Source organism: Isoptericola sp. NPDC058082, assembly GCF_042885055.1.
Classification (GTDB): Bacteria; Actinomycetota; Actinomycetes; order Actinomycetales; family Cellulomonadaceae; genus Isoptericola.
On sequence record NZ_JBHVSQ010000008.1, the window covers coordinates 45,179 to 64,204 of the forward strand.

The 19,026-nt window shown below is 75.4% G+C and carries 21 protein-coding genes; 12 read left to right on the top strand and 9 right to left on the bottom strand.

Annotated features, from left to right (window positions below; translation table 11 throughout):
• The first annotated feature begins 88 nt into the window (after positions 1-88).
• Genes ACFVS0_RS12480 through ACFVS0_RS12505 form a run of 6 tightly spaced genes read left to right on the top strand, consistent with a single transcriptional unit; the run spans position 89 to position 4,817 of the window.
• The gene (locus ACFVS0_RS12480; protein ID WP_430550894.1) at positions 89-391 is read left to right on the top strand and encodes an urease subunit gamma; all 303 of its coding nucleotides are present in this window, start codon (positions 89-91) and stop codon (positions 389-391) included.
• Positions 388-918 (top strand): urease subunit beta, encoded by a 531-nt coding sequence (gene ureB / locus ACFVS0_RS12485; RefSeq protein ID WP_430550895.1) that lies wholly within the window; start codon positions 388-390, stop codon positions 916-918. The genes ACFVS0_RS12480 and ureB overlap by 4 nt, the downstream gene beginning before the upstream one ends.
• Positions 915-2,624 (top strand): urease subunit alpha, encoded by a 1,710-nt coding sequence (locus tag ACFVS0_RS12490; RefSeq protein ID WP_430562550.1) that lies wholly within the window; start codon positions 915-917, stop codon positions 2,622-2,624. Before ureB ends, ACFVS0_RS12490 begins: the two co-directional genes overlap by 4 nt.
• Positions 2,625-3,320 (top strand): urease accessory protein UreF, encoded by a 696-nt coding sequence (locus ACFVS0_RS12495; protein WP_430562549.1) that lies wholly within the window; start codon positions 2,625-2,627, stop codon positions 3,318-3,320.
• On the top strand, positions 3,313-4,038 hold the full coding sequence (ureG, locus tag ACFVS0_RS12500) for an urease accessory protein UreG (protein ID WP_430550898.1): 726 nt from the start codon (positions 3,313-3,315) through the stop codon (positions 4,036-4,038). The genes ACFVS0_RS12495 and ureG overlap by 8 nt, the downstream gene beginning before the upstream one ends.
• Entirely contained in the window at positions 4,035-4,817 is a 783-nt protein-coding gene (locus ACFVS0_RS12505; protein ID WP_430588151.1) for an urease accessory protein UreD, read from the top strand. The genes ureG and ACFVS0_RS12505 overlap by 4 nt, the downstream gene beginning before the upstream one ends.
• 21 nt (positions 4,818-4,838) lie before the next feature.
• Here the strand turns inward: ACFVS0_RS12505 and ACFVS0_RS12510 are convergent, their stop codons facing one another.
• Together ACFVS0_RS12510 and ACFVS0_RS12515 are read right to left on the bottom strand one after the other, a co-directional pair.
• Positions 4,839-5,708, bottom strand: coding sequence for an EamA family transporter (locus ACFVS0_RS12510; RefSeq protein WP_430588152.1), 870 nt, complete (start codon positions 5,706-5,708; stop codon positions 4,839-4,841).
• A gap of 29 nt (positions 5,709-5,737) precedes the next feature.
• Positions 5,738-6,520: an alpha/beta fold hydrolase gene (locus ACFVS0_RS12515; RefSeq protein ID WP_430588153.1), complete on the bottom strand. Its 783-nt coding sequence runs from the start codon at positions 6,518-6,520 to the stop codon at positions 5,738-5,740.
• 61 nt (positions 6,521-6,581) lie between these two features.
• Between ACFVS0_RS12515 and ACFVS0_RS12520 the strand changes: the two genes are divergently transcribed.
• Positions 6,582-7,184 (top strand): TetR/AcrR family transcriptional regulator, encoded by a 603-nt coding sequence (locus ACFVS0_RS12520; protein WP_430588154.1) that lies wholly within the window; start codon positions 6,582-6,584, stop codon positions 7,182-7,184.
• A 44-nt stretch (positions 7,185-7,228) separates the two neighbouring features.
• On the opposite strand, the gene ACFVS0_RS12525 is transcribed toward ACFVS0_RS12520, so the two are convergent.
• From ACFVS0_RS12525 to ACFVS0_RS12540, 4 genes are read right to left on the bottom strand one after another with little or no spacing between them, the layout of a single operon-like run.
• Positions 7,229-7,897 (bottom strand): ATP-binding cassette domain-containing protein, encoded by a 669-nt coding sequence (locus tag ACFVS0_RS12525; RefSeq protein ID WP_430588155.1) that lies wholly within the window; start codon positions 7,895-7,897, stop codon positions 7,229-7,231.
• Positions 7,881-9,662: a dipeptide/oligopeptide/nickel ABC transporter permease/ATP-binding protein gene (locus ACFVS0_RS12530; RefSeq protein WP_430588156.1), complete on the bottom strand. Its 1,782-nt coding sequence runs from the start codon at positions 9,660-9,662 to the stop codon at positions 7,881-7,883. The genes ACFVS0_RS12525 and ACFVS0_RS12530 overlap by 17 nt, the downstream gene beginning before the upstream one ends.
• Entirely contained in the window at positions 9,655-10,653 is a 999-nt protein-coding gene (locus ACFVS0_RS12535) for an ABC transporter permease (RefSeq protein ID WP_430588157.1), read from the bottom strand. The genes ACFVS0_RS12530 and ACFVS0_RS12535 overlap by 8 nt, the downstream gene beginning before the upstream one ends.
• A gap of 16 nt (positions 10,654-10,669) precedes the next feature.
• The gene (locus ACFVS0_RS12540; RefSeq protein ID WP_430588158.1) at positions 10,670-12,313 is read right to left on the bottom strand and encodes an ABC transporter substrate-binding protein; all 1,644 of its coding nucleotides are present in this window, start codon (positions 12,311-12,313) and stop codon (positions 10,670-10,672) included.
• A 261-nt stretch (positions 12,314-12,574) separates the two neighbouring features.
• On the opposite strand from ACFVS0_RS12540, the gene ACFVS0_RS12545 reads away from it, so the two are divergent.
• The 3 genes from ACFVS0_RS12545 to ACFVS0_RS12555 are packed head-to-tail and all read left to right on the top strand — an operon-like array spanning position 12,575 to position 15,296.
• Positions 12,575-13,504 carry an ABC transporter substrate-binding protein gene (locus tag ACFVS0_RS12545; RefSeq protein ID WP_430588159.1) on the top strand — a complete coding sequence of 310 codons (930 nt, stop codon included), beginning with the start codon at positions 12,575-12,577 and terminating at the stop codon, positions 13,502-13,504.
• A gap of 5 nt (positions 13,505-13,509) precedes the next feature.
• Positions 13,510-14,490, top strand: coding sequence for an amino acid ABC transporter permease (locus ACFVS0_RS12550; RefSeq protein ID WP_430550908.1), 981 nt, complete (start codon positions 13,510-13,512; stop codon positions 14,488-14,490).
• Positions 14,487-15,296: an amino acid ABC transporter ATP-binding protein gene (locus ACFVS0_RS12555; RefSeq protein ID WP_430562541.1), complete on the top strand. Its 810-nt coding sequence runs from the start codon at positions 14,487-14,489 to the stop codon at positions 15,294-15,296. The genes ACFVS0_RS12550 and ACFVS0_RS12555 overlap by 4 nt, the downstream gene beginning before the upstream one ends.
• 50 nt (positions 15,297-15,346) lie before the next feature.
• Here the strand turns inward: ACFVS0_RS12555 and ACFVS0_RS12560 are convergent, their stop codons facing one another.
• Both ACFVS0_RS12560 and ACFVS0_RS12565 read right to left on the bottom strand, forming a co-directional pair.
• Positions 15,347-15,775: a hypothetical protein gene (locus tag ACFVS0_RS12560; protein ID WP_430588160.1), complete on the bottom strand. Its 429-nt coding sequence runs from the start codon at positions 15,773-15,775 to the stop codon at positions 15,347-15,349.
• Positions 15,776-15,803: 28 nt separating this feature from the next.
• Positions 15,804-16,544 (bottom strand): hypothetical protein, encoded by a 741-nt coding sequence (locus tag ACFVS0_RS12565; RefSeq protein WP_430588161.1) that lies wholly within the window; start codon positions 16,542-16,544, stop codon positions 15,804-15,806.
• Positions 16,545-16,665: 121 nt separating this feature from the next.
• On the opposite strand from ACFVS0_RS12565, the gene ACFVS0_RS12570 reads away from it, so the two are divergent.
• Both ACFVS0_RS12570 and ACFVS0_RS12575 read left to right on the top strand, forming a co-directional pair.
• Complete coding sequence (locus ACFVS0_RS12570; RefSeq protein ID WP_430562540.1) at positions 16,666-17,199, top strand: RNA polymerase sigma factor; 534 nt, start codon at positions 16,666-16,668, stop codon at positions 17,197-17,199.
• Positions 17,196-17,975 (top strand): hypothetical protein, encoded by a 780-nt coding sequence (locus ACFVS0_RS12575; protein ID WP_430588162.1) that lies wholly within the window; start codon positions 17,196-17,198, stop codon positions 17,973-17,975. The genes ACFVS0_RS12570 and ACFVS0_RS12575 overlap by 4 nt, the downstream gene beginning before the upstream one ends.
• Positions 17,976-18,005: 30 nt before the next feature.
• Here ACFVS0_RS12575 and ACFVS0_RS12580 read toward each other — a convergent pair whose 3' ends face one another.
• Positions 18,006-19,025, bottom strand: coding sequence for an excalibur calcium-binding domain-containing protein (locus tag ACFVS0_RS12580; protein ID WP_430588163.1), 1,020 nt, complete (start codon positions 19,023-19,025; stop codon positions 18,006-18,008).
• Position 19,026 lies beyond the last annotated feature (1 nt).

Below are 19,026 nucleotides of genomic sequence, written 5' to 3' on the forward strand. Positions count from 1 at the left end.
TGGAGACGCTGGCCACACGGCACCTCGGGGGTTTGCCGGGGGGTATACCGAACGTGTAAGAGAGGAGAGAACTCCAGAGAGGTGATTGATGCAGCTGTTGCCGTCCGACACGGAAAAGCTCCTGCTGAGCGTCGCGGGCATGGTGGCCCGTGACCGCCGAGAGCGAGGGGTCCTCCTCAACCATCCGGAGGCCGTGTCGTTGTTGTCCTGCTGGGTGATCGAGCGCGCGCGGGAGGGCGCACGGGTCGCCGACCTGATGAACGACGGCCGCACCGTGCTCGGCCGCCACGAGGTGATGGACGGGATCCCGGAGATGATCCCCAACCTCCAGGTCGAGGCCACCTTCCCCGACGGGCGCAAGCTCGTGACGATCACGGAGCCGATCCAGTGATCCCCGGCGAGATCCGCACCCGCCCCGAGCCGCTCGAGCTGAACGCGGGCCGCGAGCGCCAGAGCGTCGTGATCCTCAACGGCGGCGACCGCCCCGTCCAGATCGGCTCCCACCTGCACCTGCCCGACGCGAACCCGGCGCTGCGCTTCGACCGTGAGGCCACCCGCGGGTTCCGCCTCGACGTGCCCGCGGGCACGTCGGTCCGGCTGGAGCCGGGCGTGAGCCGCACGGTGCACCTCGTCGCCCTCGGTGGCCGGCGCTTCGTGCCCGGCCTGCAGATCCGCGACCTGTCGCGCGAGCCGGAGTCCGTCGAGCGCGAGCCGCGACCGGTGGTGCCGTTCGGCACGCCCGGCGTGGACGTCCCGGAGCCGCAGAACGCGTCGGCCACGCCGATGCGCGTGGGCGAGGTCGAGGCGCACGACGGTGACCCGGCCGACGTCGAGCCGACCGATCCTGAGTCCAGCCCGCCCACCCACCCGACGAACGGCCCGACGAACGGCCCGACGACCACGGAGGAGGACCGGTGACCCAGATCGACCGGCGCGCGTACGCGCAGCTGTACGGCCCGACGACGGGCGACCAGGTGCGCCTCGCGGACACGGACCTGTGGATCGAGGTCGAGCAGGACCTCACCGCGGGCGGCGACGAGGCGACGTTCGGCGGCGGCAAGACCATCCGCGAGTCCATGGGCCAGGGCGTCACGCTGCGCTCCGAGGGCGCGCCGGACCTGGTGATCACCAACGTCCTGATCCTCGACCACTGGGGCATCGTGCGGGCCGACGTCGGCGTGCGCGACGGCCGCATCGTGGCGATCGGGAAGGCCGGCAACCCCGACGTCATGGACGGCGTGCACCCCGACCTGCGGATCGGGCCGAGCACGGACGTGATCGCGGGCGAGGGCAAGATCCTCACCGCCGGCGCCGTCGACACGCACGTGCACTTCCTCAGCGAGATCGAGATGCGCGAGGCGCTCGTCACCGGCACGACGACGGTGGTGGGCGGCGGCACCGGCCCGACCGAGGGGTCCAAGGCCACCACGGTGACGCCGGGCGCCCGGTCGCTGACGATGATGCACCGCGCCCTGGACGACCTGCCGCTCAACGTGCTGCTGTTCGGCAAGGGCAGCACCGTCTCGCAGGACGCGCTGGCCGAGGAGGCCCTCGCGGGCGCCGGCGGCTACAAGGTGCACGAGGACTGGGGAGCCACCCCGGCGGCGATCGACGCGGCGCTGCGCGCGGCGGACGAGTTCGGCCTCCAGGTGGCCCTGCACGCCGACAGCCTCAACGAGACCGGGTACGTGCAGCACACGCTGGAGGCGATCGGCGGGCGCGGGATCCACGTCTTCCACGCCGAGGGCGCGGGCGGCGGGCACGCGCCCGACATCATCGTCACGGCGGGGGAGCGCAACATCCTGCCGGCGTCGACCAACCCGACGCTCCCGTTCACCGTGAACACGGTGGACGAGCACCTCGACATGCTGCTGGTGGTGCACCACCTCAACCCGCGCGTGCCGGAGGACCTCGCCTTCGCCGAGTCGCGGATCCGCGCGTCGACGATGGCGGCCGAGGACGTCCTGCAGGACATGGGCGCCCTGTCGATCACGTCGACGGACGCGCAGGCCATGGGCCGCATCGGCGAGCTGATCTGCCGCACCTGGCAGGTGGCGCACGTGATGAAGAACCGGTTCGGCACGCTCGGCTCCAGCCTGCCGGCGGACAACGAGCGAGCCCGCCGGTACGTCGCGAAGTACACGATCTGCCCGGCCGTGGCGCACGGCATCGACCACGAGGTCGGCTCCGTCGAGGCGGGCAAGCTGGCCGACCTGGTGCTGTGGGACCCGGCGTTCTTCGGCATCCGCCCGGCCGCGGTCATCAAGGGCGGCGCGATCGTGGCGGCCCCTCTCGGCGACCCGAACGGGGCGGTGCCCGCCCCGCAGCCGGTGTTCATGCGCCCGGCGCTCGCCGCCCAGGCGTCGTCGGCGCCGGGCCTGGCGGTGACGTTCGTGGCGCAGGCGGCGCTGGACGACGGGCTGGAGGAGCGGCTGGGGCTGCGGCGCCGGCTGGAGGCGATCCGGCCCACCCGCGACGTCACCAAGCTCGACATGCCGAACAACACGGCGCTGCCGCGCATCGACGTCGACCCGGAGACGTTCGCCATCAGCATCGACGGGGAGCCCGTGCGGGCCCAGCCCGTGGACGTGGTGCCGCTGGCCCAGCGGTACTCGATGTTCTAGATGGCGACCGCCGCTGCCCCCGCCGGGGCGGCCGGCCTCGGCGCGCTGCTGCTCGCCGACGGCCGGCTCCCGGTGGGCGGTCTCGTGTACTCGGCGGGCCTCGAGCCCGGCCTCGCGGACGGCATGACGCAGGCCGACGTGCCCCGGTACCTGCGCGCCCGGCTGCGCACCGTCGGGCTCGTGGACGCCGCCGCGGCGGTGCTCGCGCACCGTGCCGCGACGTCGGACGCCGGGTTCGGGCTCGACGACGTCCAGGAGGCGCTCGCGGCCCGCACGCCGAGCGCGCCCCTGCGCGACGTGCAGGGCGTGCTCGGCCGCGGCCTGGCGCGCCTCGGCGAGCGGCTCCGTCCGGACCACCCGGCCACCGTCGCGCTGCGCGCGCTGGGCCGGGCGCCGCTGCGGCCCGTCGCGCTCGGGTGCGTGGCCGCCGCACTCGGCGTCGACGCGGAGGCGACCGCACGGGCGAGCCTCTACGACGACGCGCAGGCCGTGGCGTCCGCGGCGCTCAAGCTCGAGCCCGGCGACCCGGCGGACGCGGCGGGCTGGGTGCTCGCCGCCGAGCCGGACGTCGCCGCCCTGGTGCGCGCCGCCGTCGCCGTCCCGCACCCCGACGACCTTCCCGCGACCACCGCCCCCCAGGCGGAGGGCTGGTCGCTCACCCATCAGCACAGAACCAGGAGAATCTTCGTTGCCTGAGAACCACACCCCCACCCACGACCACGCCGCACCCGCCCGGGCGCTGCGCCTCGGCGTCGCCGGCCCGGTCGGCGTCGGCAAGTCCACGATCCTCGCCACGCTGTGCCGCGAGCTCGCGGACGAGCTGAGCATGGCCGTCGTCACCAACGACATCTACACGGACGAGGACGCGCGCTACCTGCGGTCCGCCGGCGTGCTGCCGGTCGAGCGGATCCACGCCGTCGAGACCGGCGCGTGCCCGCACACCGCCATCCGCGACGACGTCACGCCCAACCTGCTGGCGGTCGAGGACCTCGAGGAGCGGTTCGCGCCGCTCGACCTCGTCGTCGTGGAGAGCGGCGGCGACAACCTCACCGCGACCTTCAGCCCGGCGCTGGTGGACGCGCAGATCTTCGTGCTCGACGTCGCGGGCGGCGGCGACGTGGCCCGCAAGGGCGGCCCCGGCATCGAGCGTGCGGACCTGCTGGTCGTCAACAAGACCGACCTCGCCCCGTACGTCGGCGTGGACGCGGAGCAGATGGTCGCGGACGCGACGTCGGCCCGCGACGGCCGCCCGGTGCTCGCGCTGAGCCAGCGCGACCCGGAGTCCGTGACGCGCCTGGGCGACTGGGCCCGCGAGGTGCTGCGCAGCTTCCGCGCGGGCCGGCACGTGGCGCAGGACCCGGGCCCGATGGCGCCCCACACCCACGCCGACGGCACCACGCACGCGCACGCGTGACCGCGTCGACCGGCACCGACCGCGGCACGGCGCGTGATGCGGCGGAAGGCTCGACGGGCACGGCGCGGGTCACCGTCGAGCTCGTGGACGGGCGCGCCCGCCTCGTCGAGCTCGTCGGCAGCGTGCACCTGCGCCCGCGGCCGGTGCTGGTCGACGGCCCGCTCGCGCGCGTGGCGCTGGTCGGCACGTTCGCCCTGCTGCTCGCGGGCGACGACGTGCGGGTCGAGCTGCGCGTGGGCGCGGGCGTCGTGCTCGAGCTCATCGAGCCGTCCGGCGTCGTCGCGTACGACGTGCGCGGCGGCGACGGCGCGTCCTGGGCCGTGCACGCGACGGTCGGCGAGGGCGGCGCGCTCGTGTGGAAGGGCGCGCCGTTCGTCGTGACGGAGGGGGCCGACGTCGAGCGCGGCACCGCCGTCGAGCTCGCCGCCGGCGCCCGGGCGCTGATCAGCGAGACGCTGGTGCTCGGCCGCGCGGACGAGCCCGGTGGAGGGCCGCTGCGGTCCCGGTTCCGGGCGCGGCTGGACGGCCGACCGCTGCTGGTCGAAGACCTCGACCTGCGCGACCCGTGGCTCGCCGCCTCGCCCGGCGTCGTCGGCGCGCACCGCGTCGTCGCCTCCGTCATGCTGCTCGGCACGCGGCCGGACGCCGCCGACGGGGAGGGCGAGACGCTCCTCGCCGGCCCGGGCGCGCTGGGGCGCGTGCTGGCGCCGCACGCGCACGAGGCGGACGCCGTCGTCGACGCGACGTGGGCGCGGTGGCGCCCGCTCGTCGCGGCCTGACACCGGGTACGACGCGACCTCTCAGAGCGCGAGCAGCGCGATGCCGGCCACGACGACGAGCGACCCGACGATCTTCACGGCCGGCCGCGGCTCCTTGAACAGCCACCACGCGAGCAGCGTGCCCACGACGATGCTCGACTCGCGGGCCGGCGCCACCAGGGCGATCGGCGACGTCTGCATCGCGACCAGCACGAGGATGTACCCCAGCGGCGACAGCACCGCGACCAGCGCGATCGCCCGCACGTGCCGCCGGCTCATGCGGACCGCCTCCGCGCGGCGGCCGCGGTCGCGCAGCACCGGCGCCAGCGTGAGCGACTGCCACACGGCGTTGCACGCGAAGTAGGCCACCGGGTCGAGGGCGAGCGTCGTGACGGCGTGCCCGTCCCAGAGCGTGTACGCGGCGATGGCGGCGCCGGTCGCGAGACCCCAGCGGACCCCCGCGAGGCCTCGCGACGCGTCCACGCCCGACGCGCCGGAGCTCGCGACCATCGCCACGCCCGCGATCACGACGAGGCCGCCCACCACGTTGACGGCGTCGACGTGCTCGCCGAGCACCACCAGCGCCACGAACATCGTCAGCAGCGGGCCCGTGCCGCGCGCCGTGGGGTAGACGATGCCCAGGTCGGCGCGGGCGTAGCCGGTGTTGAGGGCCACGCCGTAGAGGTTGTGCAGCACGCCGGAGACGGCACCGGCGAGCAGGAGGGCGCCGAGGTCGGGCCAGCCGTCGCGGGCCAGGATCACCAGGCCCACCGGCACCCACAGCACCGCCGACGCGGTGGCGTAGAGCCAGACGAAGACGCGCGAGTCGCCGGTGACGCTCTTGGCGGCGACGTTCCAGATCGCGTGCAGCACCGCCGCCGTCAGCACGAGCGCGATGGAGGCCGGGGTCACCGGGTGACCGTACCCGCCGACCCTGCTCGCTACGTCGTCGTGACCGTCGCCGTGCCGGTGATCCACGCGGCGAGCTGCCGCGGCGCGTCGAGGTGTGCCAGGTGACCCTGCCCGGGGAGCACGTGCGTCGTCGCGTGGGGAACGACCCGTCGGACGTCGTCGAACGTCGTCCCGTACGGCGGTCGGCCCCGGTGGGCCCCGCCGACGACGAGGTCGACGCGGCCCGCCCGGCCCGCCAGCCCCTCCGGCACGGCCGTGGCGTTCAGGGCGGCGGTCTCGGCGTGCACCGGTGCGGCGAGCCGCGTCATCGTCGCCCAGGCGGTCGGGTCGGCCCGCAGGGCCGCGACGTCCCGGGCCTCCAGGCGGGAGATCCGGCCGAGGACGATCTCGACGGTGGCGTCGTCGTCCTCGTCCGCCGCGGCCTGCCCGAGCGCGGCGAGCGCGTCGGCCCCGAACGGCCGGGCGACCGGGTCGTAGGCGACGACGTGCGGCACCGGCTCGTTGCCCGCGAGGTGCAGCGCGATCAGGCCCCCGTAGCTCCAGCCGAACAGCGTGCGGACGCGCGTGAACCCGCGGAGCACGGCGGCGAGGTCGTCGAGCTCGGTCCGCAGCGAGTAGCCGGTCGGGAGGGGGCTCGACGGGTGCCGGCCCCGGCGGTTCACGACGGCGACCGTCGCCCAGCTCTCCAGGGCCCGCGCGACCGGGCCCCAGGCGGCGGCGTCGCTCAGGACCCCCGGGACCAGCACGATCGCGTCGTCGTCGGGCTCCCCGTAGACGTCGACGGCGACCCGGCCGCCGTCCCGCACGGTCACCCATTTCTGTAGCGTTCGCTCCATAACCGGGATTCTGCATCGATCGCTCTAGAATCACAAGGTGCCCACCCGAGCCGCCGGACGCCCCCGTACCTTCGACCGCGACCTCGCGCTGCGGGACGCGGCGCGTCTCTTCTGGCGGCACGGCTACTCCGGCACGTCGACGCGCATGCTCACCACGGCCCTCGGGATCTCCAGCTCGAGCCTCTACGCCGCCTTCGGCTCCAAGGAGCGGCTGTTCGACGAGGCCGTGCGCGCCCACACGGGCCGGTACGGGGAGGTCTACGCGCGCGCCGTCCAGGAACCGGACCTGGCCGGGGTGATCGAGCGGGTCCTCGTCGGCTCCGTCGACGAGTTCACCCGGCCGGACGACCAGCCCGGGTGCCTCACGACGAGCGCCGCGATGGCGGACACGTCGGCGACGCTGGACGTCCGGGCCTTCGTCGTCGAGGCGCAGGGGGCCGACGAGGCGCTGCTCCGCGCCCGGGTCGAGCGGGCGGTCGTGGACGGCGACGCGCCGGCGGGCACGGACGCGGGGACCCTGACCGGGCTGGTCCAGACGCTCTGGCACGGCCTCGCGGTCCGCGCCGAGCTGGGTGCCGGCCGCGAGGAGCTCCGCGCTGCCGCCCGCCTCGCCGCGGCGCGGCTCGCGCCGCCGACGTAGCGATTCGTCGCCGTCAGCGCGCAGGACGACGACGATTCGCTACGTCACCTGGCTACGTCACCTGGCAGCAGCACCCGCTCGTCGGCGAGCGCGTCGACCAGCGGGTGGTCGTGGGAGACCAGCAGCACGCCGGCGCCGGCGGCGGCGAGCTCCCGCAGCACCTGCGCGACGGCGGCGGTGGTGGCGGCGTCGAGCATGGCGGTGGGCTCGTCGGCGACGAGGTAGCGCGGCGCGGCCAGCAGCGCGCGGGCGAGGCAGGCGCGCTGGAGCTGGCCGTCGGAGACCTGCGCCGGGAGGCGGCCCAGCAGGTCCGGCGTCAGGCCGACCCGGCGCGCGGCGCCCGCCACCCGCGCCCGCCCGGCCGAGGCACCGCGCTCGCGGCGCGGCAGCGGCTCCGCGACGATCGCGCCGAGCGTCAGCCGCGGGCTCGTCGCCGCCCGCGGCGACTGGTGCAGCAGCCCGACGATGCCGGTCATGCGGCCCCGCCGCGTCGGCACGGGCTCGCCGTCCACGAGGACGGCGCCCTCCTGCGCCGGCTGCAGCCCGCACAGGATGCGCCCGAGCGAGGACTTCCCCGCCCCCGAGGGGCCGGTCAGCCCGACGATCCGCCCCGGCTCGACGGCGAGGCTCACGCGGTCCAGCACGAGGGCGCCGGCCGGGCGCGGGGCGCCGGCGGGGTACCAGCAGCTCACGCCGTCAGCGACGAGCGCCATCAGGCACCCCCTCCTCGACGACGTGCGCGGCCTGACCGGCGGCCCCGAGCCGGTCGGCGAACGACGTCGCCGGGTCGAGGTCCGTCAGCTCGGGCGGGGTGCCGGGGACCGGCACGAGCCCGCGCGACGGCAACGCACCGAGCAGCGCGGCCGTGTAGTCGTGGCGCGGCGCGCGCAGCACGCCGTCGGCGCCGCCCTCCTCGACCACCCGGCCCGCGTACATGACGGCGAGCCGGTCCGCGACGCCCGACGTCTCCAGCGCCTGCAGGTCGTGGGTGACGAGCAGCACGGCGGCGCCGGCGTCGGCGACCTCGCGCAGCAGGCCCAGCACCTGCGCGGCGAGTTCGGGGTCGAGGCCCGCGGTGGGCTCGTCGGCCAGGAGTACGGCCGGGTCGCCGGCCAGCGCCGCGGCGAGGGCGGCGCGCTGCGCCATCCCGCCGGAGAGCTCGTGCGGGTACCGGTCGCCGTCGTCCGGACGGAGCCCGACGCGGGCCAGCAGGTCGGGCACGGTCGACTCCGGGTCCTCGGACGCCGCCCCGAGCGCCGCGAGCGTCTCGGCGAGCTGCGCGCCGACGGTGCGCACGGGGGTGAACGAGGCGGCGGCGGACTGCATCGACAGCCCCACCACCCGACCCCGCAGGTCCCGCCAGCGGCGCTCGGGCGCGCCGAGCAGCTCGTCGCCCGCCACCCGGACCGACCCCGTGGCGCGGGTGCCGGGCGGCAGCAGCCCGCACAGCGCCGACGCGAGCACGGACTTGCCGCAGCCCGCCTCGCCGACCAGCGCGGTGATCTCGCCGGCGCGCAGCGTCAGGTCGACGTCGGTGGCGGCGTGCACCCATCGCCCGCCCGCGGGCAGCCGCAGCGTGAGGCCGCGCACCCGCACGACGGGCGCGTCGTCCGCCGTCGCCGTGGGGCGGTGAGCGGGCGTCCGGCGCCCTCCAGGCCCGGACAGGGGGCCGGACGCCCGCTCGCGGCGCTCGACCGGCTGCCGGGCCGCGCGCGCGACGCCGGACACGGCCAGCGTGGTCAGCACGAGCACGCCGGCGGGGAAGGCGAGCGTCCACCAGGCGCCGGTGAGCACGTCGCCGCGGGCGATCTCGAGCAGGGTGCCGAGGCTCGCACGGTCGGGCGGCAGGCCCAGGCCGAGGAAGCTCAGCGTGGCCTCGTGCCAGACGGCGTGGGGCACCAGCATGACCAGCGCGACGAGCGCCTGCGGGGACGCGGCGGGGACCAGGTGCTCGCGGGCCACCTGCCTGCGGGTGGCGCCCGCCAGGTACGCGGCGTCGACGTACGCCGACGACCGCACCGCCAGCATCTCGGCCCGCACCACGCGCGCGACCTGGGGCCAGTGCGTCACCGCGATCGACGCCATGATCGCGACGAGCGAGCCCGGGAAGAACGCGACGACCACGATGCCGAGCAGCAGGTGCGGCAGCGCGTTCACGCCGTCCGTCGCCCGCATCACGGCGGCGTCGACCAGGCCGCCGCGCGCCGCGGCGACGGCCCCGACGGTCACGCCCACCGCGACGGCGACGGCGGCGCACCCGAGCGCGACGACCAGCGACACGCGCAGCCCCTGCGCCACGCGCACGAACAGGTCGTGGCCGGAGTGGTCGGTGCCGAACGGGTGCGCGAGGCTCGGCGGTCGCAGCGCGGCGCCGAAGTCGACCGACGTCGGGCCCGCGAGCAGGGGCACCAGGACGGCGTACGCGACCAGGAGCGCGAGGAGGATCGCGGGCGGCAGGAACCGGCGGGCGTCACGCATCGACGACCACCCGCGGGTCGAGCAGCAGCTGCGCGACGTCGGCGAGGTAGGAGCCGATCAGCACGGCCGCCGTCGTCACGACCGTCAGCGCCGCGAGGAGCGCCAGGTCGAGCGCCTGCGCGGACGACACGACGGCGCCGGCGATGCCGGGCCAGCCGAAGACCTCCTCCACCAGCACGGCCCCGACGACGAGCTCCGGCACGCGCGCGCCCACCACCATGACGAGCGGGCCGAGCGAGACCGGCAGCACGTGCCGGGTCAGCACCGTGCGCGGGGGCAGGCCCCGGGCACGCGCGCCGCGCACGGCGTCGGACGCCGCGGCGCGGGCGGCGGCGGTGCGGACGCCGAGCAGCATCCAGGGCAGCATGGTCGCGGCGAGCACCGCGGCCGGGAGGGCGAGGTGCGCCGCCACGCCCGCGACGGTCGGCAGGGCGCCGGGCTCGGCGACGCCTGCCACGGGTGCCGCCCGGAGGGTGACCGCGAAGACCAGCACCGCGCCGAGCGCCACGACGAACGGCGGCACGGACTGCAGCAGCACGGCGAGCCCGCTGAGCGCGGCGTCGAGCCGCCCGCCGGGTCGCGTGCCCGCGACCAGCCCCAGCACGACGCCCAGCACGAGGGCGATCGCCAGCGCCGTCCCGGACAGGAGCAGCGTCCACCCGACCCGCTGCGCGAACATGTCCGCGACCGGCATCGTGAACACGCGCGACCAGCCCAGGTCGCCGTGCAGCAGGTCGCCCGCCCAGGCGAGCCAGCCCTGCCACCACGGGAGGCCGAGGCCGAGCGTGCTGCTCAGCGCCGCCCGGTCGGCCGCCGACGTCTCCTGGTAGCGCGCGCCGAGGTACGCGGCGAGCGGGTCGAGCGGCGAGTGCTCGGCCAGCACGAACACCAGCGCGGAGACGGCGAGCAGCACGGGCACCCCGAACGCGGCGGCGCGCAGCGTGACGCGGCGCAGGTCGCCCGACCGGCGCGCGAGGGCCGCGGCCCTCATCGCGGGCTCCGGCCGCTCACCGCCGCCAGCCCGCGACGTGCCACCACGGCCCCCACGAGACGCCGTGCGCGTGCGGCTCCAGCACCAGCGGTCCGCGGTCCCAGCCGGCCCCGGCGCCGTCGTCCCGCGTCACGTACGTGTGCTCGACGAACGCGAGGAACACGTGCGTCGGGTGCTGCACGTACGCCTCCTGGACGGCCCGGTACGCGGCGGTGCGCTCGTCGGGGTCGAGGCTGGCGCGGGCGCGGTCGAGCTGCGCGTCGACGCCGGGGATCTCGACGTCCCCGGGGTTGTCGTAGGGGGACGTGTCGTCGGCGCGCGTGTGCAGCACGTCGAACAGCTGGGTGTCGAGGTCGTACGGGCGCTCGCCGCCGCCCAGCAGGATCGCGGCGTCCGTGAGGTGCCGGTCCAGCTCGGGCCAGTCGCCGCCGCGCAGCGTGACGTCGACCCCGATCGTCGCCATGTCGGCGGCGAAGGCGGCCGCCATGTCGCGGCGCAGGCTGTCGGACGCCAGGTAGTAGAGGTCGAACTCCGCCCGCTCGCCGGCCCGGGCGCGGACGCCGTCGGCGGCGGGCCGCCAGCCCGCGTCGTCGAGCAGCCGCTCCGCGCGGGCCCGGTCGAAGGGGAACGTGGCGTCGGCGGCGAACGCGTCACCGTAGACGGCGCTGACGGGCGTCGCGGCGGGGCTGCCGTGGCCGGCGAGCACGCCGTCCACGATCGTGGCCCGGTCGACGGCGAGGTTCATCGCCCGGCGCGCGGCGGGGTCGCTCGCGAACGCGTTCTCGACCGGCAGCGAGACGCCGCGCCAGTCCGCCGTCCGCACCGGCTGCACCCGCAGCCCGGACTCGTCCTCGAACGACGCGGCCAGCACGGGCGGCAGCACCGTGCCGTCGACGTCGCCCGCCCGGACCCGCTGGGCGCGCGCGTTGTCGTCCGGCAGGTACAGCGTGACGAGCTCCGTGACCTGGGGCGCTCCGCCCCAGTAGCCGGGGTTGGCGGCGAACACCGCCTGGTCGGCGTCGAGGCGCGTGAGCAGGTACGGGCCGGTGCCCACCGGCTCGGTGTTGAGCGTGGAGTCGCGGGCCGGGCCGCCGTCGAGCCGCTCCGACGGCGCGATCCCCAGCGTCAGCCGCGACGCGAACGCCGAGTACGGGTGCGTGAGCGTGAACCGGACGTGCCGGTCGTCGGTCGCCGCGACCGACCCGATCATCCGGTACGCGCCCGCCACCTCGGACGCCGATTCCGGGTCGAGCACCGCCTCGTACGTCGCGACCACGTCGGCGGCGTCGAGGGTCGTGCCGTCGGAGAAGGTCACGCCCTCGCGCAGCGTCACGTCCCACACCGTGCTGTCGTCGCTCACGGCCGGCGCCTCGGCGGCCAGCGCAGGCTCCAGCTCGGGCAGGCGGTCGTCGCCCGACGACGCGGGGCGCAGCAGCCCGTCGTAGAGCGGGGAGACGCCCAGCTCGCCGTACCCGTTGACCGGGTTGTAGCCGCCCAGCGGCTGCGCGTCGGCGAGCACCACACGCGCGCCGTCGCCGCCGTCGTCGCCCCCGCCGCCGGCCGACGTCGCGCAGCCCGACAGACCGACGGCGACGGCGAGGCCGCCGAGGGCGAGCCTCGAGGCGGGCGTGGCGAGGGATGACGGACGGGTGCGCGGCATGCATCACTCCTGGGACGAGATCGGGCAGGCGAGACGGGGCCGCGGCAGCGCGGCCGACAAGGGGGGGCACCCGCTCGACCGGCGACGTCGCCGGTCCGGACCGCGCAGGAGGCGGGAGCCGGGGTGCGGTCCGAGTGTAAGGGTGGAGGCATGCCCCGGAACGGGCCCCGCGAGTCGGGTTCGTCACCAGGCGGTTTGGAGAATAATTCCTCGGGCTGCATACTCATGCATCGACCCCCCGCACGATCCTCGGAGCCCACCATGCGCACCCGCCACACCCTCGCGGCGACCGTCGTCACCTCGGCCGTCGCCGTCCTCGCCCTCACCGGCTGCACCACGGCCTCGCAGGACCTCGGCCAGACGCCGGGCGCGTCCGAGGACAGCACCTCCGCCGCCGTCGACCTCGACGCGATCCAGAAGGACGACGCCGTCGCCACGCTGGTCCCGGACGCCGTGGCCGAGGACGGCAAGCTCACGCTCGGCTCGAACCTCCAGTACGCGCCGGTCGAGTTCCTCGACGCGGACGGCACGACGCCGGTGGGCATCGACATCGACATCGCGACGGCGCTCGCCAGGACGATGGGCCTGGAGCTGCAGGTCGAGAACGCGGGCTTCGACTCGATCATCCCCGCCATCGGCAGCAAGTACGAGGCGGGCATGTCGGCGTTCTCGGTCACGCCCGAGCGCCTCGAGACGGTCAACATGGTCAGCTACTTCACCGCGGGCTCGCAGTACGCCGTGGCGAAGGGCAACCCGGAGGGCGTCTCGCCCGACGACCTGTGCGGCGTGAGCGTCGGCGTGCAGACCGGCACCATCCAGCAGGACGAGCTGGCCGAGCTCAGCAAGGCCTGCACGGACGAGGGCAAGGAGGCCGTCGACGTGCTGCCCTACGACTCGCAGTCCGACGTCACGACCAACCTCGCCGGCGGCAAGCTCCAGGCCATGTACGCGGACTCGCCGATCATCGCCTACGCCGTCGAGCAGACCGGCGGCTCCGTCGAGGCGCTGGGCGAGATCACGGACGCCGCGCCGTACGGCGTCGTCGTCGCCAAGGACGACGAGGAGCTCGCGAAGGCCGTCCAGGCCGGGCTCCAGAAGCTCATGGACGACGGCGTGCTCGCCCAGGTCGCCGACACCTGGGGCTCCGGCGCGGCCGTGCTCGACACGGCCGAGCTGAACCCGGCAGGCTGAACCGCATGGAAGACCGACCGTCCGGCCAGCTGCCGGAGCCCCTGCACGCCCGGCCGGTGCCCCGGCCGGGCAGGTGGGTGTCGGCCGTGGTCGTCCTCGTCCTCGTGGCGATGGCCGTCAACGCGCTCGTCACCAACCCCAACTTCCGCTGGGACACGGTCTGGCTCTACCTGCGCGACGTCGTCGTCGTGCGGGGCGTGGGCTGGACGCTCGTCCTCACGTTCGGCTCGATGGCGATCGCCATCGTGCTGGCCGTGCTGCTGGCGGTGATGCGGCGCAGCGACAACCCCGTGATGCGGTCGGTGTCGTGGTTCTGGATCTGGTTCTTCCGCGGCACCCCGATCTACACGCAGCTCGTGTTCTGGGGCCTGCTGTCGGTGCTGTACCCGCGGCTGTCCCTCGGCATCCCGTTCGGTCCGGAGTTCTGGACCTTCACCACCCAGGACGTCATCACGGCGTTCTGGGCGGCGCTGATCGGCCTCGCGTTCAACGAGTCCGCGTACCTGGCGGAGATCGTCCGCGCCGGCCTGTCGTCGGTGGACCCCGGCCAGACGGAGGCCGCGAAGGCGCTCGGCATGAAGGACGCCAAGATCCTGCGCCGCATCGTGCTGCCGCAGGCGATGCGCGTCATCGTGCCGCCCACGGGCAACGAGACCATCTCCATGCTCAAGACGACGTCGCTGGTGCTGGCGATCCCGTTCACGCTCGAGCTCACGTACGCCACCAACCAGATCGGCAGCCGCATCTTCCAGCCGATCCCGCTGCTCATCGTCGCCGCGCTCTGGTACCTGCTCATCACGTCGGTGCTCATGATCGGCCAGCACTACCTCGAGCGGTACTACGGCCGCGGGTTCGACGGCGGCCGCACCGGTCGTGGTGGGCCCGGCGGGCGTGGCCCCCGGGCCGGCCGCAAGCCGCGCAAGCAGGACCTCATCGGCGCGTCCGGCACCACCAAGGACGACCCCTTCCTGGAGGTGACCCCATGACCGCGACGAGCGAGAGCGCGGGCGCGACCGGCACCGTGATGGTCGAGGTCCGCGACGTGCACAAGGTGTTCGGCCGCGGCCACGACGGCGTGCACGTGCTCAAGGGCGTCTCCCTCGACGTCCCGCGGGGCTCGGTGACCGTGGTGCTGGGGCCGTCCGGCTCCGGCAAGTCCACGCTGCTGCGCTGCGTGAACGAGCTCGAGGAGATCACCGCCGGGTCCATCCACGTGGGCGGCGACCTCATGGGCTACCGCCGCGACGACAAGGGCGTGCTGCACCGCCTGCACCCCAAGGTGATCGCGAAGCAGCGCTCCCGCATCGGGATGGTGTTCCAGCGCTTCCATCTGTTCCCGCACAAGACGGCGCTGGAGAACGTCATGGAGGCGCCCGTCCAGGTGCGCGGGTTGTCCAGGGCGGAGGCCCGCCGCCAGGGTCTGGAGCTCCTCGACCGGGTGGGCCTCGGTGAGCGGGCGCAGTTCTACCCGGCGCAGCTGTCGGGCGGCCAGCAGCAGCGCGTCGCGATCGCGCGGGCGCTCGCCATGGATCCCGAGCTCATGCTCTTCGACGAGCCCACCTCCGCGCTCGATCCCGAGCTCGTGGGCGAGGTGCTCGCCGTCATGCAGGACCTGGCGCGCTCCGGCATGACGATGATCGTCGTGACGCACGAGATCGGGTTCGCCCGCGAGGTCGCCGACCATGTCGTCTTCATGGACGACGGCGTCATCGTCGAGGAGGGTGCGCCCGCCGACGTGCTGGACAACCCTTCCGAGCCGCGCCTGCGGGACTTCCTCGCCCACGTGCTCTGACGGGGGCTCTGGCGGGACCCTGACGGGGCACCGGCGGGACGGTCGCGCCGTCAGACGGCCGGCGTCCACGGGGGCGGGCCCGGCCGGGCCAGGCGCGGGGCGCGCACCACGGCGACGACCCACAGGGCCAGAGCGGCCGCCGCGGCGAGGGCCCACCCGCCGACGACCTGGCGCGAGAGGTCGCGGCACGCCAGGCGGTCGGCGAGCGCGAGACCCTCGTCCGTCATGTCGAGGCTGTCGTCGAGGAGTCCCGCAGCCGCCGACCCCGACATGCAGGTGACCCCGTCGATCAGGACGGGGGACAGCACCAGCCACCAGCCGACGCCGAGCACGGCGAACGCCAGCACCGTGACGGCGACGAGCCCGCCGCCGACGTGCCGGCGTCGGCGCACGGCGACGACGATCGTGACGACGGGGACGGCGACCAGCAGCACCGTCCACACGACGAAGACCGCCACGCCCAGCCGGTCGCTCGTCATCGGGCACCTTCCGTCGTCGGTCGGGGCGTCAGAGCACCGAGCAGACGCCGCCCCAGTCGGTGTGGCCGATGGTGACCTTCTTCCAGATGTGCGCGGAGTAGCCGCCGGCCGAGGTGCGCGTCTTGGAGATGGTGCGGGTGTCGCCGTTGCTCCACGTGCTGGTGCCGCCGGTCAGCCAGGTGGTACCGGTGGGGCAGCCGCTCGCGCCGGACGAGACGCGGTAGATGCGCAGGAACCCGGTCACGGAGCCCGACCCGCGGTACTGCCACGACGCGTAGATGCGGCTGCCGCTCTTCGACAGGCACATGGTGCCCGGGCCGGACGTGGACGCGCACCGGTTGCCGGACGGCAGCGCCAGGGTGCTCGCCCCGGACGCCGCGGACCGCGAGGCCGTGTCGCCGGCGACGGCGGTCGCGGCGTCGCCGCAGTCCTCGAGCAGGTCGACGCGGTGCGTCGCGAGGTCGGCGGGCGCGCCCATCGCGACGTTGTAGTCGCGGTCGACCTCGTCGGAGATCGTGACGTCCTGCAGGGTGCACCCGCGAGCCTCCGAGTCGGCCTCCCAGTCGGTGGCCTCGGCGGCGGCGCGCTCCTGCGCGGCCCACGCCTCCCACTCGTCCGCGGGGCTGCCGGGTGCGGGCACGCCGGGCAGGTTCTCCTCCGTGGGCGCGGCCTGCGACGGGGCGACCGCCGTGAGCGTCACCCCCAGCGCGAGAGCGGCGACGCCCAGACCTGCGGCGATGTTCTTCCTGACGGTCCTGCCTCGGCTCATGTCGCTCCTCGGTTGGGCTCCGGCGCGCTGGTGCGGCGTCGTCGTCGACCCCCGCGGTGACTACGGTGTAGCACTCGGGGGGTTGGCGGCAACTCCACTGGTAGGACGGAAAGGTTTCATCGTGGACGACGCCCGCGCCCGTGAGCTGCTGACGCAGATCTGGGTGGAGCAGCACGAGGTGGTCACACGATTCGTGGCGCGTCGGGTGGAGGCGGGGCTGGTGGACGACGTCGTGTCGGAGACGTTCCTGGTCGCCTGGCGCCGTCTCGGCGACGTGCCCGACGACCCGAAGCCGTGGCTGCTCGGCGTCGCCCGCAACGTGCTCGCGACCCACCTGCGCACGCACGGCCGCTGGCGGGCCCTGGGCGTCCGGCTCGAGCGGGAGCCGGAGGCGGGCAAGGAGGGCACCGACGACCTCGCCGCCGACCGGACCGACCTGCGCCGGGCCTGGGAGATGCTCTCCGACGCGGACCGGGAGGTCATCGCGCTGGTCGCGTGGGACGGGCTCACCGCCGTCGAGGGCGCCAAGGTCCTCGGGATCCGGCCGTCCACGTTCTCCGTCCGGTTGACCCGGGCCCGGAAGCGGCTGCTGGCCTACTCGGGCCTGAAGCCCGACACCGCCGACGTCCTGCGCAACCTCCAGGAGGCGCGATGAAGTCCCCCATGATGGACGACCTCGCCGACCTCGACCCGGCGCGCGACCTCCGCGCGCCCGGCCGCCCCGACGACGAGGCGCTCCAGGCGATCCTCGGCACGGCGCGGCGAGCCACCCCGATCCGTCGCTCCGCGCGCCCCGCCGTCCTGGCGGGTGCCGCGGCCGCCGCCGTGGTGGCGGTGGCCGGCGTCGCCACGGTGTGGTGGCCGGGGTCGCAGGCCGCGTACGCGTCGTGGACCTCCGTCCCCGCCACCGTGGCTCCGGACGCGATGGAGGCCGACGCGCAGGCGTGCGGCACGGTGGCGCACCGGATCACCGAGGGCGACGACGGCCCGCAGGTCGAGAGCGTGCCGATCAGCCCGGTCCTGGCCGAGCAGCGCGGCGACTACACGTACGTGCTGCTCACGGGCGACAGCGCCATCGGCGAGTGCCTGGTCACCACGCAGGCCTCCGGCGCGACCGACGTCGTCGCGGGGGATGCCGTGCTGAGGTCCGTGCCCGGCGAGCCCGGGCCGCGCGACGTCACGACCGTCCAGACCGGCACCGCGTCCTGGTCCGAGGGCGACACCGGCGACGGCGCGCTCACCTCCGCCTACGGGCGCGCCGGGTCCGACGTCGCGTCGTTCGCGCTCACCACCACCTCGGGCGAGCGCGTCGAGGCCACCGTCCAGGACGGCTGGTGGGCGGTCTGGGCGCCCGGGGAGGCGTCGCTGCGCCCCACCGCGGAGCTCACGTTCACCGACGGCGCCCGCGCGGAGGTCGCCGTCGGCCGATGAGCCCTCGCGGGTCCGTCCGGCCCGTCGCGCCTACTCGCCGTCCTCGCAGGCGATGCCGTTGCCGTTGGGGTCGAGCGCGCCACGGTAGGCGGGCTGGCCGTTCTGGATGGGTGCGGCGCCGGCCTGGCGGGCGGCGTTGCAGTCCCAGTAGAACCACGCGGAGTCCTGCTGCTGCTGCTCCTGCTGCTTCTGCTGCTCGGCCTGCTGCTGGTTCTGGGTCTGCTGGTCCTCGAACGCCTTCTTCTGGCTCGCGAGCTCGGTCTCCGCGGCCTCGGCAGCCTGCTCGCGCTCCTTCAGCGACTCCTCGCGCTTCTGGAGGTCGTCCTTCTGGGCGCTGAGGTCCTGGCGCTGCTGGTCCACCTCGGCCTGGGCCTGCTCGGCCGCGGCCTCCATGCGGTCGGCGTCCACGAGCGCCTGCGCGGCGTCGGAGCTGCGCACCATCGAGATGGAGACGCCGAGGATGCAGCCGAGGGCCAGGCACGCGACGGCGACGCCGGCGATCAGCGGGCCACCCCGCTTGCCGCGCCCGCGGGAACCGGCGCGCGTGCGACCGGCCGAGAGCTCGGCCTCGGCCTCGTCCGCGGCCTGGCGCGCCGCACGCCGACCGCTGCTGGTGCGGATCCGGTCACCGACGGTGCGGAGCGCGGCGGAGACGGTCGCGACGGCTCCGCGGTCCTCCTCGGCGCCGGGGTGGCCGTACGGGGGAGCGGCGGCCGGGATCGCCGCGGGCGGCGCGGGCGGCGGGGCCGAGACGGTCGCGACAGGGGCGCCGTACGTCGCCGTGGGCGCCGGGGGCGACGGGGGCTGCGGGGGCATGGCTGCGACGGTGGTCACGGCGGCCGGTGCGTACGTGACGGAGGCGGGCACAGGGGCCATGACGGTGGTCGCCTCGGCCGGGGTCTCGGGGCGGGCCGGACGCGCGGCGTCGTCCACCCAGTACTCCCAGCCCTGGGGTGCGGGCGGCCACGCGGGGTCGGGGACCCACCCCGCGTCGGGCCGGAACCCCGGGGGTACCCGCCATCCCGGGGGCGGGTTGAATCGCACTGCCATG